This is a genomic window from Streptomyces sp. NBC_00620 (genome assembly GCF_026341825.1).
Classification (GTDB): domain Bacteria; phylum Actinomycetota; class Actinomycetes; order Streptomycetales; family Streptomycetaceae; genus Streptomyces.
The window spans coordinates 1,210,210-1,232,384 of the sequence record NZ_JAPENY010000001.1; the positions used below are offsets into that span (position 1 = coordinate 1,210,210).

25 protein-coding genes and 3 pseudogenes are annotated in these 22,175 nt (G+C 69.5%); 16 read left to right on the forward strand and 12 right to left on the reverse strand.

Annotation, left to right across the window (positions count from 1 at the left end; all coding sequences use genetic code 11):
- Positions 1-117: 117 nt before the first annotated feature.
- On the reverse strand, positions 118-822 hold the full coding sequence (locus tag OG246_RS05525; protein ID WP_266456657.1) for a GntR family transcriptional regulator: 705 nt from the start codon (positions 820-822) through the stop codon (positions 118-120).
- Positions 823-980: 158 nt separating this feature from the next.
- Between OG246_RS05525 and OG246_RS05530 the strand changes: the two genes are divergently transcribed.
- The 3 genes from OG246_RS05530 to OG246_RS05540 all read left to right on the forward strand — a co-directional run bounded on the left by OG246_RS05530 (position 981) and on the right by OG246_RS05540 (position 2,946).
- On the forward strand, positions 981-1,520 hold the full coding sequence (locus OG246_RS05530) for a YbhB/YbcL family Raf kinase inhibitor-like protein (RefSeq protein WP_266456658.1): 540 nt from the start codon (positions 981-983) through the stop codon (positions 1,518-1,520).
- A gap of 109 nt (positions 1,521-1,629) precedes the next feature.
- A complete protein-coding gene (locus OG246_RS05535) occupies positions 1,630-2,325 on the forward strand; it encodes a maleylpyruvate isomerase family mycothiol-dependent enzyme (protein WP_266456659.1) in 696 nt (231 codons plus the stop codon).
- Between the two features lie 93 nt (positions 2,326-2,418).
- Entirely contained in the window at positions 2,419-2,946 is a 528-nt protein-coding gene (locus tag OG246_RS05540) for a GNAT family N-acetyltransferase (protein WP_266456660.1), read from the forward strand.
- A 73-nt stretch (positions 2,947-3,019) separates the two neighbouring features.
- Here the strand turns inward: OG246_RS05540 and OG246_RS05545 are convergent, their stop codons facing one another.
- Both OG246_RS05545 and OG246_RS05550 read right to left on the reverse strand, forming a co-directional pair.
- Complete coding sequence (locus OG246_RS05545) at positions 3,020-3,478, reverse strand: hypothetical protein (RefSeq protein WP_266456661.1); 459 nt, start codon at positions 3,476-3,478, stop codon at positions 3,020-3,022.
- A gap of 63 nt (positions 3,479-3,541) precedes the next feature.
- Positions 3,542-4,171 (reverse strand): antibiotic biosynthesis monooxygenase, encoded by a 630-nt coding sequence (locus OG246_RS05550; protein ID WP_266456662.1) that lies wholly within the window; start codon positions 4,169-4,171, stop codon positions 3,542-3,544.
- 365 nt (positions 4,172-4,536) lie between these two features.
- Here OG246_RS05550 and OG246_RS05555 point away from each other — a divergent pair, with 365 nt between their 5' ends.
- A complete protein-coding gene (locus OG246_RS05555) occupies positions 4,537-5,430 on the forward strand; it encodes a hypothetical protein (protein WP_266456663.1) in 894 nt (297 codons plus the stop codon).
- Between the two features lie 121 nt (positions 5,431-5,551).
- Here OG246_RS05555 and OG246_RS05560 read toward each other — a convergent pair whose 3' ends face one another.
- Positions 5,552-5,809, reverse strand: coding sequence for a hypothetical protein (locus OG246_RS05560; protein WP_266456664.1), 258 nt, complete (start codon positions 5,807-5,809; stop codon positions 5,552-5,554).
- 308 nt (positions 5,810-6,117) lie between these two features.
- On the opposite strand from OG246_RS05560, the gene OG246_RS05565 reads away from it, so the two are divergent.
- Entirely contained in the window at positions 6,118-6,624 is a 507-nt protein-coding gene (locus OG246_RS05565) for an NUDIX domain-containing protein (protein WP_266456665.1), read from the forward strand.
- Between the two features lie 124 nt (positions 6,625-6,748).
- On the forward strand, positions 6,749-7,294 hold the full coding sequence (locus tag OG246_RS05570) for a universal stress protein (protein ID WP_266456666.1): 546 nt from the start codon (positions 6,749-6,751) through the stop codon (positions 7,292-7,294).
- Between the two features lie 2 nt (positions 7,295-7,296).
- Here the strand turns inward: OG246_RS05570 and OG246_RS05575 are convergent, their stop codons facing one another.
- Entirely contained in the window at positions 7,297-8,580 is a 1,284-nt protein-coding gene (locus tag OG246_RS05575) for an acyltransferase family protein (protein WP_266456667.1), read from the reverse strand.
- Positions 8,581-8,849: 269 nt separating this feature from the next.
- Here OG246_RS05575 and OG246_RS05580 point away from each other — a divergent pair, with 269 nt between their 5' ends.
- Positions 8,850-9,209, forward strand: coding sequence for an SAV_915 family protein (locus tag OG246_RS05580; RefSeq protein WP_266456669.1), 360 nt, complete (start codon positions 8,850-8,852; stop codon positions 9,207-9,209).
- Positions 9,210-9,226: 17 nt separating this feature from the next.
- Positions 9,227-10,579, forward strand: a complete 1,353-nt coding sequence (gene lysA / locus OG246_RS05585; RefSeq protein WP_266456672.1) for a diaminopimelate decarboxylase — start codon at positions 9,227-9,229, stop codon at positions 10,577-10,579.
- A gap of 10 nt (positions 10,580-10,589) precedes the next feature.
- On the opposite strand, the gene OG246_RS05590 is transcribed toward lysA, so the two are convergent.
- Positions 10,590-11,210: a TetR/AcrR family transcriptional regulator gene (locus OG246_RS05590; protein WP_266456674.1), complete on the reverse strand. Its 621-nt coding sequence runs from the start codon at positions 11,208-11,210 to the stop codon at positions 10,590-10,592.
- Positions 11,211-11,246: 36 nt separating this feature from the next.
- Here OG246_RS05590 and OG246_RS05595 point away from each other — a divergent pair, with 36 nt between their 5' ends.
- Both OG246_RS05595 and OG246_RS05600 read left to right on the forward strand, forming a co-directional pair.
- On the forward strand, positions 11,247-12,044 hold the full coding sequence (locus tag OG246_RS05595; RefSeq protein ID WP_266456677.1) for an alpha/beta fold hydrolase: 798 nt from the start codon (positions 11,247-11,249) through the stop codon (positions 12,042-12,044).
- A pseudogene (locus OG246_RS05600) lies at positions 12,044-12,292 on the forward strand (leucine zipper domain-containing protein); the annotation flags it as partial. The gene OG246_RS05595 and the pseudogene OG246_RS05600, both read left to right, overlap by 1 nt.
- A gap of 113 nt (positions 12,293-12,405) precedes the next feature.
- On the opposite strand, the gene OG246_RS05605 reads toward OG246_RS05600, so the two are convergent.
- From OG246_RS05605 to OG246_RS05620, 4 genes are all read right to left on the reverse strand, one after another.
- A complete protein-coding gene (locus OG246_RS05605; RefSeq protein ID WP_266456680.1) occupies positions 12,406-14,226 on the reverse strand; it encodes an APC family permease in 1,821 nt (606 codons plus the stop codon).
- Positions 14,227-14,399: 173 nt separating this feature from the next.
- Positions 14,400-15,119: a cation transporter gene (locus OG246_RS05610; protein WP_266456690.1), complete on the reverse strand. Its 720-nt coding sequence runs from the start codon at positions 15,117-15,119 to the stop codon at positions 14,400-14,402.
- Positions 15,119-15,454, reverse strand: a complete 336-nt coding sequence (locus OG246_RS05615; protein WP_266456696.1) for a helix-turn-helix transcriptional regulator — start codon at positions 15,452-15,454, stop codon at positions 15,119-15,121. The genes OG246_RS05610 and OG246_RS05615 overlap by 1 nt, the downstream gene beginning before the upstream one ends.
- A gap of 64 nt (positions 15,455-15,518) precedes the next feature.
- Positions 15,519-16,067: a hypothetical protein gene (locus OG246_RS05620; protein ID WP_266456703.1), complete on the reverse strand. Its 549-nt coding sequence runs from the start codon at positions 16,065-16,067 to the stop codon at positions 15,519-15,521.
- 156 nt (positions 16,068-16,223) lie between these two features.
- Between OG246_RS05620 and OG246_RS05625 the strand changes: the two genes are divergently transcribed.
- Together OG246_RS05625 and OG246_RS42740 are read left to right on the forward strand one after the other, a co-directional pair.
- Positions 16,224-17,057 carry an aminoglycoside phosphotransferase family protein gene (locus OG246_RS05625; protein ID WP_266456705.1) on the forward strand — a complete coding sequence of 278 codons (834 nt, stop codon included), beginning with the start codon at positions 16,224-16,226 and terminating at the stop codon, positions 17,055-17,057.
- A 172-nt stretch (positions 17,058-17,229) separates the two neighbouring features.
- Positions 17,230-17,508 (forward strand): annotated as a pseudogene (locus OG246_RS42740) (transposase); the annotation flags it as partial.
- Between the two features lie 488 nt (positions 17,509-17,996).
- On the opposite strand, the gene OG246_RS05635 reads toward OG246_RS42740, so the two are convergent.
- Complete coding sequence (locus tag OG246_RS05635) at positions 17,997-18,356, reverse strand: hypothetical protein (RefSeq protein ID WP_266464376.1); 360 nt, start codon at positions 18,354-18,356, stop codon at positions 17,997-17,999.
- Positions 18,357-18,563: 207 nt separating this feature from the next.
- On the opposite strand from OG246_RS05635, the gene OG246_RS05640 reads away from it, so the two are divergent.
- On the forward strand, positions 18,564-20,048 hold the full coding sequence (locus tag OG246_RS05640) for an APC family permease (RefSeq protein WP_266456708.1): 1,485 nt from the start codon (positions 18,564-18,566) through the stop codon (positions 20,046-20,048).
- 158 nt (positions 20,049-20,206) lie between these two features.
- Positions 20,207-20,326: pseudogene (locus OG246_RS05645) on the forward strand (MerR family DNA-binding transcriptional regulator); the annotation flags it as partial.
- Between the two features lie 108 nt (positions 20,327-20,434).
- Here OG246_RS05645 and OG246_RS05650 read toward each other — a convergent pair.
- A complete protein-coding gene (locus OG246_RS05650; RefSeq protein ID WP_266456710.1) occupies positions 20,435-20,833 on the reverse strand; it encodes an ATP-binding protein in 399 nt (132 codons plus the stop codon).
- A 286-nt stretch (positions 20,834-21,119) separates the two neighbouring features.
- Here OG246_RS05650 and OG246_RS05655 point away from each other — a divergent pair, with 286 nt between their 5' ends.
- Together OG246_RS05655 and OG246_RS05660 are read left to right on the forward strand one after the other, a co-directional pair.
- Positions 21,120-21,965: a helix-turn-helix transcriptional regulator gene (locus OG246_RS05655; RefSeq protein ID WP_266456712.1), complete on the forward strand. Its 846-nt coding sequence runs from the start codon at positions 21,120-21,122 to the stop codon at positions 21,963-21,965.
- An 11-nt stretch (positions 21,966-21,976) separates the two neighbouring features.
- A complete protein-coding gene (locus tag OG246_RS05660; protein WP_266456714.1) occupies positions 21,977-22,165 on the forward strand; it encodes a DUF397 domain-containing protein in 189 nt (62 codons plus the stop codon).
- Positions 22,166-22,175: the final 10 nt, after the last annotated feature.

Here is a 22,175-nt window from a genome sequence, read left to right on the forward strand (position 1 = left end):
CTCGTACGGCGTCCGTGGGGTGGAGCCGTACCGAGTCAGGAGTCGGACGCGTCGCGGGGTGAGTTCCTCAATTGGCTTGTGGTGTACGTCACTTGGCCGCCCTGTCGGGCTGGTGCGTCAGGTTTCCTTCGCGGATTCGTGGTGGGTGGGGCCGGCCAGTTCGGTCGCGGTCAGGGTGAAGTGGCGGGCCAGTACCTCGGCCGCGGTGTCGGCGTCGCGGGCCAGCGCCGCCTCCTCCAGCCGGCGGTGCTCACCGACGTGGTCACGGTCGGGGTTGCGGTGTGCCGACCAGCGGCGGGCCAGTTCGCTCGCGGTCCACATCCGGTCGAAGGTCTCAAGGAGGACGGGGTTGCCGCAGCCCTCCAGCAGGGTGCGGTGGAAGACCCGGTGGGCCTCGGACCATGCGTCGCTGTAGTACTCGCTCTCCTCCGGCGCGTACGCCGGGGTGCGGGACAACCGGTGGTGGGCGGCTCGTACCCGGGCCTCCCAGTCGACGTCGCCGCGCTCGATGGACATGCGCAGCACGACCGGTTCGACGGTCCGGCGGGCCTCCGCGATCTCCTGCCAGCGGCTGTCGGAGAAGGCCGGGACTGCGAAGCCGCGGTTGGGCAGCCGGTCGGCGAGGCCCTCGCCGACCACCCGCACGAGCGCCTCGCGTACGACGGCCAGGCTCACGCCCTGTTCCCTGGCGAGGTCCTGCGGTTTGAGGGCGTCACCGGGGGCGTAACCCCCGCGCATGATCGCGTCCCGCAGGTGCGCGTAGACCTGCTCGGAGAGCATCTGCTTCCCCGAGGAGGCTGAGGTGTCGGCCGTCCGAGTCATGTCGCCATCATAGACGATCCAGTGAATAATCGATTGTTCGTGTTATCGTCGATTCAGTGGTCGATGAAGGATGACGGCGGTGTCTCTACGAGACGCTGCGGGCCCTCCGCCGACCGCATCACCGTCACCCCACAGCACGGCCTGAAAGGAACGACGCGATGAGCGCCAACGATCCCTTCGCCCGCCTCCCCGAGGCGCCCTCCTTCACCGTTACCAGCACCACCGTCACCGACGGCGCCGCCTGGTCACCCGAGCAGTTCTCCGGCATCTCCGGCGTCCCCGGTGGGAAGGACGTCTCGCCCCAGCTGTCCTGGAGCGGCGCCCCGGAAGGCACCGAGAGCTACGCCGTCACCGTCTACGACCCCGACGCCCCCACCGGGTCCGGGTTCTGGCACTGGGCGGTCGCCGACATCCCCGCCACCGTCACCGAACTGCCCGAGGGAGCCGGCGACGACACCGGTTCGGGCCTGCCGGAGGGTGCCTTCCAACTGCCCAACGACGCCCGCGCGGCCCGCTTCATCGGCGCCGCCCCGCCGGCCGGGCACGGCCCTCACCGCTACTTCATCGTGGTGCACGCCCTCGACGTCGAGTCCATCGGCGTCCCGGCCGACACCACCCCGGCCTACCTCGGCTTCAACATCGCCGGCCACATCCTCGGCCGCGCGGTCCTGACCGCCACCGCCGAGACTCCCGCCTGACGAACAGCTTGTCCCAGCCGACGTTCAGCCTGCGGCGTGCCGGGATGCGGCCCGGCGCGGCCGTGAGCGTGACGTCGTCACCCGGCGCCGATCGGGATACGTTCCCGGCATGGACTCCGCATCCCTACTCCTCCATCTGCGCCGCGAGTTGGACCGCTTCCGGGCCTGTCTGGACGGCGACCTGGCCGCACCGGTCGAGCATTGCGGCGACTGGACGCTGTACGACCTGGCCGACCATCTGGGCAGCGGGAACCTCTGGGCGGCCACCGCGGTGACCGAGGGACACGGCGACCTCAAACCGGCGGCGGCGCCACGGGACCCGGCGGCGCTGGGACGGTGGTTCGACGCCACGTCCGAGACCTTGCTCACCGCCCTGGACAACGACCCGTCCACCGCGGCCTGGACCTTCTATCCCCCGCACACGGTCGGCTTCTGGCAACGACGCCGCTGCCTGGAGACACTCATCCACCGCTGGGACGCCGAACACGCCCTCGGGGTACCCGCACCGCCGCTCGACGCGGACCTGGTCCACGACGGCGTGTCCGAGGTCTTCGACACCATGGCCCCTCGCCAGACCGCACGCGGCCGCGCGGCCCCGCCCCAGGTCGCGCTGCGCCTCGAAGCCACGGACACCGGGGCGACCTGGACGTACGGTCCGGGCACCCCGGTCGCGGTCCTCGCCGGGACGGCGGAGAGCCTCCTGCTGACACTGTGGGGACGGCTGCCGCGTACGGGTGACGCACTGACGTGGGAGGGCGATCGGCACGCCGGGGAGCGGGTGTTGGACGGGCCGTTGGTGCCCTGACCTCGGGTCTCTCGAAGCGGGGCGGGCGGACGTTGGCCGTCCCGCCGGAAAAGGGATCGACTCGCTGCCCGCAGGTCATGTTGGCTGGGCGGCATGCCTGAACTGCGTACCGAACGCCTCACGCTCCGTCGATGGCAGGATTCCGACCTTGGACCATGGGCGGCGATGAACGCCGATCCAGAGGTCCGGGAACACCTCGGGGCTCTCCTCACCCGTGAGCAGACCGACGCCTCGGTGGCGAGCTTCCAGACCGAATTCGACGAGCGGGGCTACGGGTGGTGGGCCGTCGAGGTGCTCGCCACCGGCGAGTTCATCGGCTTCGCCGGCCTGGACCGGGTGGATGACGGAATGCCGTTCACCGGAGTGGAAGCCGGCTGGCGACTCGCCCGTTCGGCCTGGGGGCACGGCTACGCCACCGAGGCCGCCCGGGCCTGCCTGGCTTTCGGCTTCGAGACCCTCGAACTCCCCGAAATCCTTGCGGTGACGACCGCCACCAACCTCCGTTCCCAGGCCGTGATGAGCCGGATCGGAATGACCCGAGACCCCGCCGACGACTTCGACGACCCCAACGAGCTCGAGGGCCCACTGCGCCGGAACGTGCTGTACCGGATCCGCGCGTGATCCGAGAGCGGCCCGAGCGACTGGCGGCTTGCACAACTGCAGCGGGACCAGGCGGACTCATGCGGTCACGGTGCTAGATGTGGATGAGGATCTGTCGTAGGGGATGTCCGAGCACGTCCGTGACGGAGGCCAGTTCCTCGTCGGTCAGCCACGCCCGGTTCGGATACAGGACCTCGATCCTGAACCGCGCGAACCCCATCGGCCAGTCGTACACCAGCCCGTTGAGCGACGTCTCGGCGTCACAGCAGGGAACCGTCACCATGAGCGTCGAAAAGCCTTCGTCGTAGCGCTCCGAGACGGCCTCCCCCCACCAGCCGGGGGTGAGCTCCGCACCGCAGCGCAGGCAGGAGATCTTCTCCAGGTTGGCACCGCAGTCGACCACCTCGACACTGTCGTGCCACTTGGCTTCCAAGCCACGGCGGGAGTCGTCGGGAAGCATCCCGGACAGCACGGCCGCCGCACGATCCGCCGCATCCCGACTGGGCTGCCAGTGCGGATCAGTCGGAATCACCGTCAGGTAGTTGCCGCTCATCGCCCGCCTTCCGGTGCCGGCCCGACCACCGGGGCGAACGGCTCGGGAGTCTACGACCCCCGCTCAGAACTCGACGACAACCCGGAAGAGTGCGGGGTCGGCGATGGCGAAGTCAGGGGTGGTGGACGGGTGCTGTTGGAAGCGGGGGTCGTTGTCTGCTGTGCGCCATGCGTCGGGGCTGTCCCAGTGCGCGATGTCGACCAGTTGGAAGCGAGTGTCCGGGTCCACCGCACGGTGCAGCCGGTTGTCCCTGAAGCCGGGCGCCTTGCTCATCAGCTCTGCGTGGCCGAGCCAGTGCAACAGGAATTCATCGATCCGCTCGGCGGGCAGCTCGAAGACATTGACGAAGGTGATTCCCGGCCCCTCGCCCGAACCGTTTCCCGCCGCGCGGTATTCGGCCGCCACCTCGTACCAACCGCCGTGCACGGTGGCGTAGTCCGCGGCGGTGGCTGCCGACGCGGTGAAGCCGGGATTCGCCAGAGCCTCGTCCCGGGCCTCGATGCTGTCCCAGTGCGCCACATTGACAAGGCCGAGCCGGGACTCCGGCAACAGCCTGCGGTGCAGCCGCGCATCCCGGAAACCGGGGGCACCGTGGATGAGCCCGACGCGCTCCCGGCAGCGTGCAACGGACTCGTCGATCCGGTCCTCGGGCAGTTCCCACGCGTCGATCAGGGTGATTCCGTTGTCAGTCACCGAACCATCGTGAAACCTGAACCACACTTCAGGTCAAGGTGATCCGGTCACGCGACCCGGCGGCCGACCCATCCCCAGTCCCTCGACCGCATCCGAGCCGGCCAAGTACCGGCCCCGGACGGCATTCCAGCTCCACCGGGCCCTCGTTCGCGGCACCCCGGTGAGCCACGGCCCTCCCCCAAGGACTTTAAGGAAAGAACCAACTACCCTCCCCCACCCACCCGTTCACCCTCAGGAGTGACGCGGTTGCGGAGAGTGGAGGCGGAGGGTTACGTTCCCGGCGACAACTCCACACAAACGACGGCCCCCGCCAGGACGGCAATCCTGAACGAGGGCCTGACCGCTCAGGAAGCGAAACCTTCCCGATGGCTGATCCGCAGTCTAACGCGCCCTCGCGCGCCACCGCCGGAGCTCCCACCTCCGGCGTCATCCACGTCCGCACCCGCCTCACCGCCGACTTCACCGTGATCGCCAACGCCCTTGCGCAGCGGCGCGGAAGCGCGGTCACCATCGGCGTCGCGGCCTACATCCTCTCGTTGCCGGACGGTGCCATCGTCAGCATCGCCGCGCTGTGCAGGCACTTCACCGAGGGCGAGATCCTGATCTCCCGTGCGCTACGGGAGTTGGAGGCCGCCGGTTACCTGGAGCGGCGGCGCGAGCGCGGGCCCGACGGTCAGGTGCGCACGCGGACGTTCTTCTACGACGTACCGCGTGGCCAGAGGCAGCCGACCCCGCCGCCCGGCCGACCCGACGGGCCTGTCCGGCCGCGGAAGTCCGCCGAGGGCGGCACACCGGGACGGACATCCCGGAACAGCGCATCGCCCTCATCGGATGCCAACGCCAGGCCTGCACAGGCAAGTTCGCCCGCCGAGTCACCCGCTCCACCACTCCGCCTCGACGACGCCGACCCCCAGGCCGTCATCATCCTCGCCTCCCTCCGGATCGTCGACCGCAGACTGACCCTGTCCCGCCGCGAGGTCGCCGAGCTGGCCCCGGCCGTCACCGAGTGGCTCGCGCGGGGCCTCCGGCCCGAGGAGATCACCGGCCTGCTCACCGCCGGGCTCCCCAGGCACTTCCAGTCCCGCCCGGCGCGGGTTCTCGCCTACCGGCTCGGCGAGGTCCCCCTCGCGGCGCCACCAATCCCGGATGCACCACCCACGCAGCGGACCGTCCTGCCCTGGCAGACCTGCGACGGCTGCGAACGCGCCTACCGGGCCCCGGAACCGTCCTCCTGCCGCGACTGCCGGAAAGCAGCCTGATGGTCTCGACTTCGCGCTCTGCGGTGCCCTGGAGTCGACGAAGGCTTCGCGGCGGCCTGCGAGGTCGGCGTGCCACCGGGAAGCAACCACCGCCCGCAGTGAGGTCCAATTGGTGCGGCAGCTACTGGCCGTAGGGAGGCCCGGAGGGTGGTTGCTCGTACTGTCCGTGTTGCTGTGGTGGGTAGCCCTGCTGCGGCGGGTAGCCGTACGGCGGCTGCTGTGGTGGCGCGTACCCGGTCGTTACGGTCTTGCGGCCCATGGCTGCGGCGATCGGCCATCCGGTAATTGCCCACAGGCCGCAGCTGATGATCGTCAGGAACAAGTGCAGGCCGTGGTTGGCGCCACGCTTCTGGACGTAGCGCTGTGGCTGCTGATGCATGCTCTCTCCCCCTGTAGTGGAGAGGGCAACTTTGCACGGGGGGTGGGCGATGTGTGGGGAAAACCGTGGAGCTTCAACCTGCTGAGTGAACGCAGGCCTTACCACTGCGGCCTGAGGGTCGGGCAGTACGCCTTCACACCCATCAGCAAGAGCTCGTTCGCATCGTCCTATGGTTGAGCGCGACGTCCCGGTGATCAGAGGGACCTGTTCAGGCGGCTCAGCGTCCGGGGTTTCGGGATGCTGAGACGAGTTGTCAGTGTCCGGAGAATCGGGACACTGAGGTGACCCGACCGGTCGAAAGGACCACCGTGGCTCAGCCAACCCCCGACGACCAGCCCGAGGCCCTCAAGCCCGCCCTCGGATCCATGACCGTCCTGGCCGCGGCCGTCATCGTCCACGACCGGGCCGCCAACCGAATCGTCCTCCTCCAGCGCGGTGAGAACGCCAAGTTCGGCCAGGGCCTGTGGGACCTGCCCATCGGGAAGAGTGAACCCGGCGAGCCGATCACCGGGACCGCCGTGCGTGAGCTGTACGAGGAGACGGGGCTGACGGTGAAACCGGAGGTGCTGGAGGTCGCTCACATCGTCCATGGGGCATCGGGCGTCGAAGCCCCCAATGGCTTCCTCACCGTCGTCTTCGCCGCTCATGAATGGACCGGCGAACCCGAGAACCGCGAACCGCGCAAGCACGCGCAGGTTCGGTGGGTCGATGCCGACGCCATCCCCGATGCGTTCGTGGGCTCGAGCGCCGACGCACTTCACCAGTACCTCTCCGGGGGCCGGGGCCCGCAAGTCTCCCTCCGCGGTTGGCGCTGAGCGGCGGCGTCAGGAGCGTGTTATGAACCGGCCTCCCGGCGTCAGGTAAACACCAACACCGCCGTCCGCCCGCTCGCTGGCCCCTTCCATGGGACGCGGACATCCGTGCGGACAGGAGCAGGCAATGGGTGAGGACGCGGGGCGGCGCATCGTGGTCGGGGTGAGTGGTTCGCTGGGGAGTCTGGTGGCTCTGCATCGGGCCGTGGGCGAGGCTCGGCGTGGGGGTGCCGAGTTGCTGGCCGTGCTCGCCTGGGAGCTGCCCGGGGGTGAACTCGCCTCCCGGCGTGCGGTGTTCACCTCGCCCGTGCCCGATCTACGGCGGGCGGCGGGTGAGCGGCTGCTCGGGGCTCTGCGCACGGCGTTCGGTGATGCGGGGCCCGGGGTTCCGTTCCGGGGGCTGGTCGTACGGGGTACGGCGGGGCGCGCGCTGGTGGAGTGTGCGGACCGGGACGGGGATCTACTGGTGGTCGGTGCGGGGTGTCGTGGCTGGATCCACCGGGCGTTCTCCCCGTCCACCGCCCGGTACTGCCTCGCCCACGCCGGCTGTCCCGTCCTGGCCGTCCCGCCCTCGCCCCTGGAGAGCGAGCTTGCCTCCGCGCACCGCCGTATCGGCCTGCGACTGCCCCTCGACGCACGGGAGTTGACGGACGGCAAGCAGAGGCAGAACTGAGCTCAGCGCGGACGCATCCCGAACAGGAAGCGCGTCAACTTCGTCCGCCGTACGAGGAGTTCGTACGAAGCCAGGGTCAGGGCGAGCGAAGCCGCCACGATCAGGACGTACTTGACCGGGATCGGGGCGTCCAGGCCGACCACTCCGTACGCGACCGCCACGACGATCGGCTGGTGGAGGACGTACAACGGCAGTGCGCCGATGGCCAGATAGCCGAAGAAGCGGCGGCGACGACCCGCATCGTCACCGGCCCCAGGCACAGGCCGGTCACGCCGGTCACGCCGCCCGCGTCGGTCCAGCAGCCCCACGATCCCCACGATCCAGCACCACCCCGCCGCGCCGAACAGCGCACGCGAGACCACCGCGAGCGCGGTCTGGTCCGTGAAGGCGTCGTCCGCCGTCATGAAGCCGGGCGCGCAGGCGGCGAAGAGGAGTGGTCCGAGGACAGCGCCCACCACCGCATCCCGGCGCATCGCCGCGCGTAGGCGGTCGTCGGTGGCCAGGATGAAGCCGTAGAGGAAGAAGAGGAGGTACGCCCATCGGCCCCAGCCTCCGTAGTCCTCCTCCAGGCCGATCAGCGCGCTCATCGCGGCCAGCGGAAGAGCAGGGAGCAGCACCACGCCGCGCCGCTCGCACGCCCTGGCCAGAGCGTCGCGCAGCCGGCGTGCGCGTGCCTCGGGGAACCACCGGGTCAGCGGCACCAGGAACAGCGAGAACGTGAGCAGCAGCACCACGAACCACAGGTGGCCCGTCTCGAAGTACTTGCCCTGTACGACGAAGGGGAACGCGGACAGGTCCAGATGGACGTCGAAGAAGCGGGGCAGGAAGCGGAGGTAGGACTCGTCGTAGCCGGGGTCCGCGGACCGCTCCCGCAGCCATTGCGGCACCGGCAGCAGTACGGCCGTCGCGAACAGCAGCGGTACGCCGAGGCGCAGCAGCCGTTCCCTGGCGAAGCCGCCGGGGCCGCGGCGGTGCAGCGAGTGCCAGGAGCCGAGGCCCGCGACGAAGAACAGCATCGGCATCGCCCACACCACGCCGAACCCGGCGATGACCAGGATCGCGTCGGTGGTGTCGCGGTTCTGGACGTAGAAGTCGGTGTCCGTGGCGAACACCAGCGCCGAGTGGAAGAAGACGAGCCCGACGACTACGAGTGTGCGGATCGCGTCCAGTTCCGTACGCCGACCGGACGCGGCTCCCGCAGGTCCCGCGGGTCCCGCAGGTTCCGCGGCTCCCGCAGGTCCCGCGGGCTCCGAGCGCTCCGCCGACGCGCCTCCCGGCTCCGTCATGCCGCCTCCCCCGTGGCGTGTGGCATGTCGCTTGTGGCCGCACCAGTGTCCGGCCTCCGGGACGGGAACGCCAGGTACACACCCAGCCGAACCCCGTTCCGGCCACACCCCCGTAAGCATCGCGTTACGGCTGCCGGGCTGGACGTCAAGCATCCGTCAGCAGCCCGCTCCGTACCCCGTCACCCGGGCATAGCGTCACCGGAGCGTCCGGTCGATACAGAAGAGCATCGGCAGAGCGGCGCACGTCACCCTCGTCAAGGAGCTGCACGATGTCTCCACTGGACCGTCCCGAGGACCCGGACCCCGAGCCTTCCGAACGCATCCCGGCCGGACTCCTCTACGTACCCGTCCGGTCGGGGCCCGCGGGCTGCACGGCCCGGTTCTTCCGCACCCCCCTGGGCGGTCGTACGGCCGTCGGATTCACCTCGGCGGCGAAGCTCACCGCCACCCTCGGCACGGAACAGGCCTGCATCAGACTGTCCGAACCCGCGCTGCGCGCGCTCGCGGCGCCCCTGGGCGTCAGCGCCCTCACCGTCGACCCGCAGCTCTCCGCGCCTGCGGCCGCGCCCTCGACCGACCCGTGGCCGCACCCGGTCGTCCTCGCGCATCCGACCCCGCTCATCGGCTGAGGAGCTGAGGAAACGCCATGACCATCTCAGTCACCTCCCTCCCACCCGCCAACGAGAGCGACCCCTCCGACACGGACGGCCTGTCCGTCTGGCCCCGCTCCGCCCGCCCCCAGCCCGACGGAGACGTCACCGTCGGCGGCGTCTCCCTCGCCGAGGCGGCCGACCGCTTCGGCACCCCCGTGTACGTGCTCGACGAGCAGGAGGTCCGCGAGCGCTGCCGTACGTACCGCACGGCGTTTCCCGAGGCCGACATCGTCTACGCGGCCAAGGCGTTCCTGTGCCGTGCGATGGCGCACTGGGTGCAGGAGGAGGGCCTCGGCCTGGACGTGTGCTCGGCCGGGGAGCTGGCGCTCGCCGTCACCACCGGGTTCCCGCCGGAGCGGATCGTGATGCACGGCAACGCGAAGAGCCCCGAGGACCTGCGCACCGCGCTGCGCCTCGGAGTCGGCCGCATCGTCGTGGACAGCACCTCGGAGATCGCCCGGCTGGCCGCGATCACGCCCGCCGGTACCCGCCAGAAGGTCATGGTGCGGGTGGTGCCCGGCATCGCGGCCGGCGGGCACGCCAAGATCCGTACCGGTACCGAGGACCAGAAGTTCGGCCTGTCGATCACGGACGGCTCCGCGCAGCACGCCGTCACCCGGATACTCGACCAGCCGCACCTCGAACTGGTCGGCCTGCACTGCCACATCGGCTCGCAGGTCACCACCGTGAAGCCGTACGTCGCCGCCGTGCGCCGCATGGTCGGGCTGATGGCCCGGATCCGCGACCAGCACGGTGTCACCCTGCCGCAGCTGAACATCGGCGGCGGGCACGCCATCGCCTACCGGCCCGGCGAGGACAGCCTCGACGTGGGCCTCCTGGCCGGCCGGGTCGGCGCCGAGCTGGCGGACGGCTGCGCGAGGGCCCAACTCCCCCTCCCCCGGCTGACGTTGGAGCCCGGCCGTGCGGTCGTCGGACCCGCCGGGGTCGCCGTCTACCGGGTCCTGTCCGTCAAGCGCACCGGCGAGCACACCTTCGTCGCCGTCGACGGCGGTATGAGCGACAACCCGAGGCCCGCGCTGTACGGCGTCCGGTACGCACCCCGGCTCATCGGCCGCGCCTCCACCGCGCCGCCCCGCCTCGTCACGGTCGTGGGCCGACACTGCGAGGCGGGCGACATCCTCGCGGACGAGGTGGCGCTCCCCGGCGACGTACACCCCGGCGACCTCCTCGCCGTACCGGCGGCGGGGGCCTATCACCTGTCCATGGCCTCCGGTTACAACCTGGTCGGCCGGCCCCCGGTCGTCGCGGCGGCCGACGGCATCGCACGGATCCTCGTACGCCGTGAGTCGCTGGACGACATGAGCCGCCGGGACGTCGGCCTCTAGCTGTTGCGGGTCAGGACGTTGATGACGTGAGTTGTTGGCAGATCAGTTGGTGAGCAAGTTGCGCCGTCGCGAGCAGGTCCTCGCGAGATGTGTCGCCGTTGGATCGCACTGACAATCCGTGCCAGACGGATTGGACGAGCCCGGTCAGGACCGCTGCGTTGGTGCCGGCGGCTAGTTCCCCTTCTTGGACCGCTCGTTCGATGCGCGCGAGGAGGGCCTGCTCGTTCGAGCTGTGCAGTTCGGCGACGTAGGCGCTGGTATCGAGCGTGCCCGTGCTGTCGCTCATCACGGCACTGCTGATGAGACACCCCGGGTGCGTGCCGCTTGGCTGGGTGAACTCGTGCACCGAGTCGGTCAGGATGCGTTCGATGACGGTCTGGATGACGTTCTCGGCGACAGCCTGCTGATAGATCTCGCGGTACCGCTCGGCGTAGGTCCGCACCGCTTCCTCGAACAGTCCAGCCTTGCTGCCGAACGCGGCGTAGAGGCTGGACGTGGAGAGCCCGAGGGCCGCGGTCAGGGCGCGGGTCGAGGTGCCGGAGTAGCCGCGTCGCCAGAAGAGGCGAGCGGCTTCGAGGACCGCACGGTCGCGGTCGAAGGCTCGGGGGCGTCCACGGTTGCGTTCGGTCACGCTTGCATTGTAGATCGTTCGCTCCATAATAGATTTATGGAGCGAACGATTCAGAAGAGGCTGCCGGTCGGCGGGGACAGTTGGGTGACGGTCGATGTGTACGGGGAGCGGGATGCTCCGGGCCTCGTCGTCGTCCCGGGCGTCATGAGCGACGCGCACACGTGGCGCCGGGTCGTGGGCGCCATCGCGGCCTGGCCCTCAGTGGTAGTCGTAAACCGTCGGGGACGCACTCCCTCGGGGCCCTTGACCAATTCCTACTCGCTGCGGACAGAGGTCGAGGACCTCGGCGTGGTCCTTGACGAGTTCGACAGCGCGCGGACGCTCTTCGGTTGGAGCTACGGCGGCTTGATCACCTTGCTGGCCGCCAACGATCGCCCGATTCCTCATGTGATCGCCTATGAGCCGGTGATGCAGCCATTCGGACGCCATGCAGTGCCGGACCTGAAGAGCGCAGCGGAGACGGCGGACTGGGATCGCTGCGTCGAGATCGTCAATCGGCAGATCTCCGGCTTCTCCGCAGCACATGTCGACGACCTTCGGGCCGATCCCCACAGTTGGGCGATACTGCGTCGCTTGAGCGAACCGCTGTACGCCGAACTCGGCGCGCTCAACGCGGCGCCGCCTCCGGATGTGATGGCGCGACAGGCAGATCAAGTGGACCTGATCATCGGCCAGCGCAATCGCGGAACAGCCCCCTACGGAACGTCGTTCGATCACGTGCGGCAGCACGTCGCGCACGCCGAAGTCCACGAACTCCCTGGCCAGGGCCACCTGGCCCACATTCTGGCGCCGGCAGAGCTGGGCCACCTGCTCAACAACCTCGCCGCGACCTGATGGGCACCCACGCCAACGCACCGCTCTCCGTTGAGGGCCGCAGGCGACTCGTCGAGCGATGCCAGTCACGTCCGATCGCCCACGTTGCCGCGGAGATGGGCATCTCCAGGGCATGCGCCTCCAAGGGGGTCAACCGGTACCGCCGTCATGGCGAGCTCGGCCTGCACGACCGGTCCTCCACACCCCACCGCCGACCCACCGCCACACCGGGCGAGGTAGTGGAGCGGATCGAGCAGATGCGCCGACAGCGACCACTCCCGGGCAGTCAGCCGGAACAAGAAGAAGACCGGTCGTGGAGGGTCCGTGTACCTACACTCCGCGGTCGACGTCATGGCCTCGTACATCTAGCACCCGCGGTCGGCTAGATGCTCAGCCGGTACGGCACCACGCACACCACGACATCGGTACGAGCCCTCAGCGCGGCCGCGAGCAGCAGGCCGCGCTGGTTCTGGAGGATCTGGTAGCGGCGGTGGAGGGGTTCCACCTCGGGGATGAGGACGGCGATCTGTCGTCCGCCCGCCGCCGCCCGCTGGACGTAGTCGACGATGGGCTCGACGAGGGAGCGTCGCGGGCTGTCGACGATGTCCAGCCGTACGCCGGGATTCCAGCTGGCCCAACTCGCCTTGAGGGCCTGGGCCCTTGCCTGGTTTCCGTGTACGGCGACCGCGACGACCTCCGCCGAGCCGAGGGCGCGGGCGGCCGTCAGCGCGTACTGCGTGAGTTTGCTGACCTCGCCGACCGGCACGATGACGAGGGAGTCGGCGGTGACGCGGACCGGGGGCGGGATCTCGCCGAGCCCCAACTCCCGGGCGACTTCGGCGTAGTAGCGCTGGATGCGGGCGAAGAGCAGCATCAGCAGCGGAATCGCGAGGACGACCACCCAGGCGCCCTCGAGGAACTTGGAGGCCAGCAGCACCACGCACGCCACACTCGTCAGCACCGCGCCGAATCCGTTGAGCACCGCGCGCCGCAGCCAGCCGGGCGGCCGCTCCTTCGCCCAGTGCCGCACCAGCCCGGTCTGGCTGATGGTGAAGCCGATGAAGACACCGATCGCGAAGAGGGGGAGCATGCGGTGGGTGTCGGCGTTCACGGCGATCAGCAACAGCGCGGCGAGCAGGGCGAGGGCCACAACTCCCCAGCGGTACACGGGGCGTTCGGTGCGCAGCGCGAACAGGTGCGGCAGCCGGTGGTCCTTGGCGAGCAGGCTCATCAGCACGGGCAGGCCGCCGAAACTGGTGTTGGCGGCAAAGAGCAGGACCGCCGTGACGATGAGATTGGTCGCGTAGTACGCCCATCCCGTCCCGTACGAGCCCGCGGTGAGCTGAGCGAGCACGGTGACGCCGCCGCGCGGGACCACGTCGTCGCGCTGGATGAGCACGGCAAGGCCGATCAGCATCAGCCCGAGGAGCCCGCCGAGCATCAACTCGGTGCGCTGGGCCCGCTTGACGCGCGGTTCGCGGAACGCGGGTACGCCGTTGGCGATGGCCTCCACTCCGGTCAGCGCGGAGCAGCCGGAGGAGAACGCCTTCAGGAGCAGTACCACTCCCAACGCCTCGGTGGCGTGCACGGGTTGGGCGGTCCCGACGGTCGCGAGCGGGTGGCCGCGCAGCAGACCGAGCACGACGATGCCGAAGATGCTCACGACGAACAACACGGTGGGCAGCATCAGCACCCGCGCGCTCTCGGCGACGCCCCGCAGGTTCGTGATCGTGAGGAGGGCCAGCCCGATCAGACAGATCTCGAGCAGATACGGGGTGAGGGAGGGGAAGGCGGACGCGAGACTGGCGGCACCGGCGGCCAGGCTGACGGTCACGGTCAGCACGTAGTCGACGACGAGACTGGCCGCCGCGAGCAGGCTGATCCGGGGCCCGAGATCCTTCTTGGCCACCGCATACGCACCACCGCCGTCCGGATGTACGGCGATCACCTGCCCGTACGACACCACGAGCACCGCGAGCAGCGCGGCGATGACCAGCGTCACCGGCAGCGTCGCGGTCAGCGCCCCGGTGCCGGCCACGATCAGCACCAGCACGATCGCCTCGGGTCCGTACGCCACCGAACTCAGCGCGTCCAGCGACAGCGCGGCAAGCCCTTCGAGGCTGGTCAGATGGGACCGGTCGCCCTCCCCGTGCCGCAATGGAACTCTCGGCTTCAGTTGGCGGCGGGCCAGACCGTATGCCATGGGGACCTCGCGGTGCCGGGGACTGGGGGCGGTTCGAGGTCAGTGTGACCGGCCCGGGGCACCGCGAGGGGTCAAGGACGCGCCACGGGCGGGTGCCCTTCGGCAAACAGTCCTTCTGGAGATCGGGGGATCGAGGGATCGGGGGATCGGGGGATCTCGGGAGAGGCGCGGGGTCAGGCGCAGCAATCGCAGCCGGGCTTGCAGCCGCAGGCGTCCGGCGCCCCGGCTTCAACGGGCGTCGGCGGCACGGCAGGTGACGCCGGAGCGCAGCACCCCTCCCCGCGCCAGGCGTCCCGCCCCTCCTTGACCGCGACGGCCGCGATCACGAGAGCGGCGACCGGGTCGGCCCACGACCAGCCGAGCGTGGCGTTGACGACGAGACCGACCAGCAGCACCCCCGACAGGTAGGTGCACAGCAGGGTCTGCTTGGAATCGGCCACCGCCGAGGCCGACCCGAGTTCACGCCCGGCACGCCGCTGCGCCGCCGACAGGAACGGCATGACCAGCAGTGACAGCGCCGCCAGCACGATCCCTGGCACGGAGGGCTCCGCTTCCCCACCCCCCACCAGACCGCGTACGGCGTCGACAGCGACGTACGCGGCAAGCACGAAGAACGACCCGGCGATGATCCGCAGCGTCACCCTCTCCCGGGCCTCCCGAACCGCGTGCTCCCGCGCGGAGAACTGCCAGGCGACGGCCGCGGCGGACGACACCTCGATGACGGAGTCGAGCCCGAACCCGATGAGCGCGCTGGAGGAGGCGAGCTTCCCCGCGGTGATCGCCACGACCGCCTCGACGACGTTGTACGCGATCGTCGCGGCGACCAGGAGCCGTATCCGCCGGGCCAGCGCGTCCCGGCGGACCGGCGAAGGCCCCAGGGATATGGAGACCATCAGCAGCAGCCCTTCTCGTCGGCGTCGGGGCAGTTGCGGTCGGTCTCGACGGCCACCACGGCGTTCCGCAGGTCGTCCAGCGCGTGTCCGAGCCGCGGATCCGCCAGCTCGTACCGCGTACGCCGCCCGACCGGGACGGCGACGACCAGACCGCAGTCGCGTAGACAGGCGAGATGGTTCGACAACCGGGTCCGCGAGATCCCCAACTCCTCAGCCATGTCGGCCGGATGTGCCGGCGCCTCCCGCAGCATGAGCAGGATGCGGCAGCGGATGGGGTCGGCCAGGGCGCGGCCGAAGCGGGTGAGGGCGTCGAGGTCGGTGGCCAGGGTCAGCATGAACTTGAGAGTACAGGATCTCCTGAATTCAAAGATAGGTGAATCAGTGAGGGATCCGGCGGCCTCAGCGCTGGTCCGGGGTATCCGCCGAGACGGCCCAGAAGCGCAGGAACAGCGCGAGCATCGCGGAGGAGGTCAGCGCCCGTACGTTGAACCCGACGGCCTCGCGGGACTCGGCGTCGTTCAGGACGACTGTGATCACGGTGGCCATGAAGGCCAGGGCCGCGTAGAAGCCGATCCGGATGGCCTTCGCGGACCAGCGGTGGAATCGGTAGAGCAGCAGCAGTCTGCTGACCGAGACACGGGTTTCCTCGTCGATGTCCGCCTGCTCCGCCGCGGTCACCCGCGCGGACGCCTCGTCCAGCCAGTCGTTCGCCACTGCGGTCGGGCCTTGGAGTGCTTCCGGAGTCGCGGCGACCAGTTGCTTCGCCTTCCACCACTCGGCCGCGAAGGCCACCTGCCGAGTCGCGTCCTCGAAGGCCAGCCGGCGGCGGCCCGCTCGCGATCGGCGCACCCGCCGGTCCTGCGCCCGCAGGCTCACCACACCGGCGGCCGCGGTCACCACGGGGACCAGCACCGCCACGGAAACAGTCACCACGTCCTGCGCGCTCATCGACAGCCCCCAACTGTTCCGCCAGGCGCATCAGCATCGCACCATGCCCTACGCAGGTCCACGGGGCGAAAACCCGGTCGACAGGCGGGCCCCCGACGCACTGTGATGGCCCCGGCTGTCCGCCGCACCGGAGCGGACCGACCGCAGGAGCTGCTGTTGACGACCGGGAGAACCGCGGACACCCGTCCCTCGATCGACGGCGCCCTGGTCAGGCGTCTGGTCGATGCGCAGTTCCCGCAATGGGCCGAACTGCCGCTGGAGTTGGTCGACCCGGCCGGCTCGGACCATGTGATCCACCGGCTGGGCCCGGAGTTGTCGGTCCGGCTGCCCCGCCACTCCGGGGCCATCGGGCAGGCCCGGAAGGAGTCCGAGTGGCTGCCCCGGCTCGCCCCGCATCTGCCGCTGGCTGTCCCGGTGCCGGTGGGCGTGGGTGAGCCCGGCTTCGGCTATCCGTGGCCGTGGGCGGTGTCCCGATGGCTGGAGGGCGAGGTGGCGACCGTCGAGGTACTGGCCGAATCGTCCGTCGCCGCCGTCGAACTGGCGGAGTTCCTGACCGCCCTTCAGCGCTTCGCACCCGAGGACCTCCCGGCGGAGGGCACCCGCGCGGACCTCACCGCCGGATCGCTGGCCGACCGGGACCGGGCTACGCAGGCCGCCATCGCGGACGTCGGCGACGCGTTCGACGCGGCGGCCATGACCGAACTGTGGGCCGCGGCCCTCGGCGCCCCCGGTTGGGACCGCCCTCCGGTCTGGTTCCACGGCGACTTCCACACCGGCAACCTGCTGACCACCGACGGCCGCCTCAGCGCGGTCATCGACTTCGGCGAACTCGGCCTCGGCGACCCGGCCCGCGACCTGATCATCGCCTTCACCCTGATGTCGGCCGACACCCGGGCCGCCTTCCGCACCGCCCTCGACGTGGACGACGCCACCTGGACCCGGGGCCGCGGCTGGGCCCTGGCCACCGGCCTGAACGCCTACACCTCTTAGAAGCTGTGTCAGAACCGGTGATCTGTGACGTTCTGTAACGGAGGGGTTGTAGTGGTGCTGCCGACCTTCACAGAACATCACGCACCTGGTGTCACGTCAGGTAGAGCCTGCGAGGTCTACGAAGCTCACATGACCCGGCCCACGACGGCAGGATGATGACGAGGGCAGGCGCCTGCTTCGGATCATCCGCAGGGGCACCGGGTCGGTGGTGACCTGGCGGCGGGCCCAGATGGTCCTGCTGTCCGCGCAGGGCATGCCCGTGGCAAAGATCGCCGAGGTGTCGTTCACCAGCGACGACCGGGTCCGCGATGTGATCCACAACTTCAACACCGACGGCTTCGACTCCCTCTACCCGAAATACAAGGGCGGCCGGCCCAGGACGTTCACGCTGCCCGAGCGCCGCGAGATCAAGAAGATCGCGAAGTCCAAGCCTACTGAGCACGACCTGCCCAGGGCGTTCGTTAAGCAGTTGACCCGCCTGTCCCGTCTGGGGCACCGGCCCCTCGGCTACACCACTTGGGAGCAGTCATGTGCGGCGGTGAGGTGTCGGGCGTTGACCTGGCCCGGGCCGCGCTGGAAGCGGCGAGGAAGAACGGCGGCGTCCGTACGGCGAAGGCGAAGCCGCGCACGACGTCGTCCTCGGTACGGCACGGCGGGCGGGAGCCGCTGGGCTCGGTCCGCGCTCGGCGTGCTAGTGAACGAGCGGGCCTGGGAGCTCCCGGCCGCCGGCGGAACGGTGCTGGACCGGGTGGCCGGGCATCGCGGCCGCCGTCGCCCCACCACGTCGCCGCCAGCGCCTTTCACCCGGCGACCCGGCATCTGAACCTGCGCCTGGACTCGCCCGCCTACGCCACCCAGCTGCGGCTGGTCACACCGCGCATCGTCGCCGCGGCGAACAGGTCGGCTGGCACCGACGCCGTGCGCACGGCGCGGTTCTTCCTAGCCGGTGGCCCGCCCCGGACCGTCCCCCGCGCGGTCCGCTCGGTGGGTGCGCAGATGGGCGGGCATCGCGTCGTGCCGGTCGCGCACGTGCTGTGGCGGCCGGTCAGTCGGTCCGGTAGCCGTCGTAGACAGCCAGGCGATGGTCTTGGAGCTGCCCGCAGGCTCGGCGTGCACGGGAGTGCCGTCCTCGAAGGTCATGTACTGACGCGTAATGGAGCTGCACGACCAGCTGACCGCGTCGTTTGCGGGGGCGGTCTGGGCAGCAGGCGCGGCTGCCGCGTACGAGGGGCCTGCGAGCAGTGCCCCGAAGGCGGCGGTGGCCGCCAGACCAGTGAGCAGGCGACGTGCGGACCGCATGACGATTCTCCGTTCGGGAGTGCCAATGATCGTGATGAACCTGCACGTGTCGGTCAGGCCCATTCGGTGAGTGCGTGAGCGAAGCCTCGATGGAATGGAATCCCCTGACGTGTCGCACAGGAAGAAGACGTGACACGGATGGTGAAGATGGGGCACTGGCTGTGAAACGTGCAGGGGCATGGTCGGACGGCTCCGACGGAAGGTGTGGTGGCTGAGGTGGCGGAAGGTCCGACGGAAAGTCAGGCGGGCGAACGGGTAGAGACTTCCGTGGAGCTCGGGGGCTACCAGCAGGAGCTGAAACGGACGCTCGGCTCCTTTCAGGTGTTCGCGATCTCGTTCGCGTTCATCTCGGTGGCCGTTGGCATCTTCGCGACCTACGACGACGTACTGCAGACTGCGGGCCCGGTCGGGATCTGGCTCTGGGTCATCGCGGCGGTGGGGCAGTTCCTGGTGGCGCTGGTGGTCGCGCAACTCGCCGCCCGTATCCCGCTCAGCGGCTCCTCCTACCAATGGGCGTCACGGCTGACCAACCCGAGGATCGGCTGGGGGTTCGGCTGGCTGGCCTTCTGTTACCTGGCGATCGGCGTGGTGGCGGTCGACAATGCGCTGGCGAGCCAGGCGTTCATGCCGCTCGCCGGCATCGGGCCGGACGAGGGCACCGCGCGCCTGATCACGGTCGTGGTGCTGCTCGTCCAGGCCCTGCTCGCAGTGGCCTCGACACGCCTCGTCAGCCTGATCAACACGGGCGCGGTCGGGATCGAACTGGCGCTTGTCGTGGTGGTGGCGATCGCGCTCACCATCGCCGTGGTGGTCACGGGTGACGGCGCGGCCGACAATCTCGTCTCGCGCGGTGTCACCGAGAACGCCCCCGACTACTTCGCCGTCGGCGGCGGGTTGATGCTCGCGATGATCATGGGCCTCGCGACGCTCGTCGGCTTCGACGCCGCGGCGAACCTGGCCGAGGAGGCCAAGGACCCCCATCGCAGCGTGCCGCGGGCGATCGTGGGGTCGGTCGTGGCGGCCGGACTGCTGGGCATGCTGTTCCTGATCGCACTCACCGTCGCGATCGATGACATCCCCAAGGTCACCGCCAACGGCTCACCGGTCGCGGCCATCATGCGCGATCAGCTCGGTCCGGTGATGGAGAAGGTGCTGCTGGTTGCGATCACCTTCGCATTCTTCGGCGCCGGGATGGTCGTGATGGTCGCTTGCTCGCGGATGATTTTCGCGATGTCGCGGGACTCACGCTTCCCTGCCCACCGGCTGATGCGACGGGTCAACCCACGCACACAGACGCCGATCCCGGCGACTGTCCTGATCTTCACCCTGGGGGTCGTCCTGATGGTCGCCCTGCCGGGTGCCGCACTCCTGGAGCTGATCACGGCGTCGACGATCCTCCCCGCGCTCACCTACGGCTCGACGGTCGTCCTCTACCTGGCGGTGCGCAAAGGACTGGATCGCAAGAAGGGCGCATTCGACCTCGGGCGCTTCGAGCTTCCCGTCGCGATCTGCGCGCTGGCGTGGACGCTCGTAGCGCTGTTCGTCCTGGTGGCACCCCGGGAAGCGCTCGTCTCCGTGGTGATCGTGGTCGGCCTGCTCGCCGCGGGCGGGCTGTACTTCCTCTTCATGCTGAAATTCGACCGCGAGGCGCTGGACACCGAGCCCGGAGACGTGAGCGCCTTCAAACATTGATCTTCCGAAACTAATCTGTCCCGCACGGGATGTGGGCTGTTTCTGTTCGACTGCGAGGAATACGGGTTTCGGGGTTGAAGTTGCCATTGCGGCAGCTTCTACGGTCGTGACCAGGGCCGGAGCGACCGGCCCGGCGATACACACGTGCGGGAGTCGTGATGGACTGGCCGATCTCTGAAGTGGCCCGGATGCCGGGCGTGACCGCCCGGACACTGCGCCACTATGACGACACCGGCCTGCTGCCGCCGGCCCGGATCGGTGCCAACGGACACCCCTACACCTAAGTGATTCACGAGGCGGAACACTCACGGCACCCGGATCGCCGCGCAGACCACACGTCAGATCACCGAGGCGCTCATCGGCTGAGCGACGGGGCCGAACCGCCTTCAAGCCCCTGGGCCGGCCGCCGACAGGTCGAACCACACCGCCTTGCCCTGCGGGGAGGCGGGGGCGGTGCCCCAGCAGCCGTCCGTGAGGGCGTCCACCAGGTGCAGGCCCCGGCCGCCCAGTTCCCAGCCGTCGGGGGTCAACTCCCTTATCACCGGCAGGTTCTCGTTCCCGTCGAACACCGTGACGCGTACCCGTGCGGGCTTCACCGACAGCCACAGGGCCGAGCCGCCGTCCTTCGCGTGCACACAGGCGTTCGTGACGAGTTCGGACGTGCAGAGGGTTGCCGCGTCCACGAGGGCGTCGAGTCTTAAGGCGCGGAGGACCGAGGCGACGAAGTCGCGGGCAACGTGCGGGGACGTGTCCGAGGGCGGGCAGAAGAGGGCGTATTCGGGCATGGGGTTCCGTCAACTCCGTTGCGGTGAGGGGGCACGAGGGGTGGTCGGTTCCCTGCCGCGCTAGTGGCCTCGCCTCGGGTGTCGACGGCCCGTGGTGGCACTTCCAACTGGCAGTACGCAGGGGAGAGTTGCGGATGAGTGACGTCTCCGACACTCTCCGTGAGTACGAGACGACGTTAGCGGTGATACTTTCAACTCCGCAACCGCGTCGGCGGAATTGCCCTGAACTCCGTGGTGGTTGAGCTGACGACACGGCAGACTCGGGCGTGATCACGAGGAGGACGCCATGCCGCCGAGAATCATCCCCACCGCACGTCAGGGGCGTCTCGGTGCGGAGCTGCGCAAGTTGCGGGAGGCCGCAGGTGTGGTGTCACGTGACGCCGCCGAGTTCCTGGGCGCCAGCCAGGCTCAGATCAGCAATATCGAGGCCGGGAAGAACGGCGTCAGCGAGGCGCGGGTTCGCAGACTCGCCGAGATCTACGCCTGCGACGACATCCAACTCGTAAACGCCCTGGTCGAGATGGCAAACGAGCGGGACAAAGGGTGGTGGGAGGAGTTCCGCGGCCTGATGGGTCCCAAGGCCCTCGACCTTGCTGAGCTGGAGCACCACTGCTCGTACATCCGCACGTTCCAGTCAGTGCACATCCCGGGTGTTCTACAAACCGAGGATCACGTGCGGGCGTCGTCGCTCTTCGCGGTGCCGGAGCTTCTGGAGAGTGACCGAGAGACCCGCGTCTCGTTCCGTGTCCGGCGCCAGGTTGTACTCGACTCCGGGAAGCCCTACGACGCGATCATCCACGAAGCCGCGCTACGCATGCGCGTTGGCGGCCCCAAGGTTGCCCGCGCCCAGCTCGAACACCTCCTCGCGGCATCTGAGAGAGAGTTCGTCACCCTTCGTGTGATCCCATTCACCGCTGACGGTTTCGCGGGCGCCGGGCACTCTATGCAGTACATCGGCGGAGTCGTCCCTCAATTGGACACAGTGCAGCTCGACACCACGCATGGCGCCGAGTTCATCGACGCGCCTGCACAACTGAGCCGCTACCGAGCCCGCCTCGAACGCATCGAAAGCGCTGCCCTTCCGCAGGACGCTTCTCTCGACCTCATCCGCCGTGTCAGCCAGGAACTGTGAAAGGCCCCCGCATGTCCCTGTCCCCCATCCTCTACTGGCAGAAGTCGTCGTTCTCCGGAGGCGGCGATGAGGAAGATTGCGTGGAGATAGCCGCCTCCACCCCCACCACCCTCCACCTCCGAGAAAGCGACCACCCCACCACCATCCTCACCCCCACCCCCACCGCCCTCCGCGCCCTCCTCACCACCCTGAGGTCCTGAACCTCGCAGA

Bases quoted from the DNA above. Each gene is read 5' to 3' on its own strand.
- OG246_RS05620 (WP_266456703.1), bottom strand. From the start codon at position 16,067: ATGAGCGCGCAGGACGTGGTGACTGTTTCCGTGGCGGTGCTGGTCCCC.
- OG246_RS05655 (WP_266456712.1), top strand. From the start codon at position 21,120: ATGCCGCCGAGAATCATCCCCACCGCACGTCAGGGGCGTCTCGGTGCG.
- OG246_RS05545 (WP_266456661.1), bottom strand. From the start codon at position 3,478: ATGAGCGGCAACTACCTGACGGTGATTCCGACTGATCCGCACTGGCAG.
- OG246_RS05570 (WP_266456666.1), top strand. From the start codon at position 6,749: ATGGGTGAGGACGCGGGGCGGCGCATCGTGGTCGGGGTGAGTGGTTCG.
- OG246_RS05555 (WP_266456663.1), top strand. From the start codon at position 4,537: ATGGCTGATCCGCAGTCTAACGCGCCCTCGCGCGCCACCGCCGGAGCT.
- OG246_RS05535 (WP_266456659.1), top strand. From the start codon at position 1,630: ATGGACTCCGCATCCCTACTCCTCCATCTGCGCCGCGAGTTGGACCGC.
- OG246_RS05530 (WP_266456658.1), top strand. From the start codon at position 981: ATGAGCGCCAACGATCCCTTCGCCCGCCTCCCCGAGGCGCCCTCCTTC.
- OG246_RS05540 (WP_266456660.1), top strand. From the start codon at position 2,419: ATGCCTGAACTGCGTACCGAACGCCTCACGCTCCGTCGATGGCAGGAT.
- OG246_RS05595 (WP_266456677.1), top strand. From the start codon at position 11,247: ATGGAGCGAACGATTCAGAAGAGGCTGCCGGTCGGCGGGGACAGTTGG.
- OG246_RS05650 (WP_266456710.1), bottom strand. From the start codon at position 20,833: ATGCCCGAATACGCCCTCTTCTGCCCGCCCTCGGACACGTCCCCGCAC.
- OG246_RS05560 (WP_266456664.1), bottom strand. From the start codon at position 5,809: ATGCATCAGCAGCCACAGCGCTACGTCCAGAAGCGTGGCGCCAACCAC.
- lysA (WP_266456672.1), top strand. From the start codon at position 9,227: ATGACCATCTCAGTCACCTCCCTCCCACCCGCCAACGAGAGCGACCCC.
- OG246_RS05525 (WP_266456657.1), bottom strand. From the start codon at position 822: ATGACTCGGACGGCCGACACCTCAGCCTCCTCGGGGAAGCAGATGCTC.
- OG246_RS05580 (WP_266456669.1), top strand. From the start codon at position 8,850: ATGTCTCCACTGGACCGTCCCGAGGACCCGGACCCCGAGCCTTCCGAA.
- OG246_RS05635 (WP_266464376.1), bottom strand. From the start codon at position 18,356: ATGCGGTCCGCACGTCGCCTGCTCACTGGTCTGGCGGCCACCGCCGCC.
- OG246_RS05605 (WP_266456680.1), bottom strand. From the start codon at position 14,226: ATGGCATACGGTCTGGCCCGCCGCCAACTGAAGCCGAGAGTTCCATTG.
- OG246_RS05615 (WP_266456696.1), bottom strand. From the start codon at position 15,454: ATGCTGACCCTGGCCACCGACCTCGACGCCCTCACCCGCTTCGGCCGC.
- OG246_RS05610 (WP_266456690.1), bottom strand. From the start codon at position 15,119: ATGGTCTCCATATCCCTGGGGCCTTCGCCGGTCCGCCGGGACGCGCTG.
- OG246_RS05575 (WP_266456667.1), bottom strand. From the start codon at position 8,580: ATGACGGAGCCGGGAGGCGCGTCGGCGGAGCGCTCGGAGCCCGCGGGA.
- OG246_RS05660 (WP_266456714.1), top strand. From the start codon at position 21,977: ATGTCCCTGTCCCCCATCCTCTACTGGCAGAAGTCGTCGTTCTCCGGA.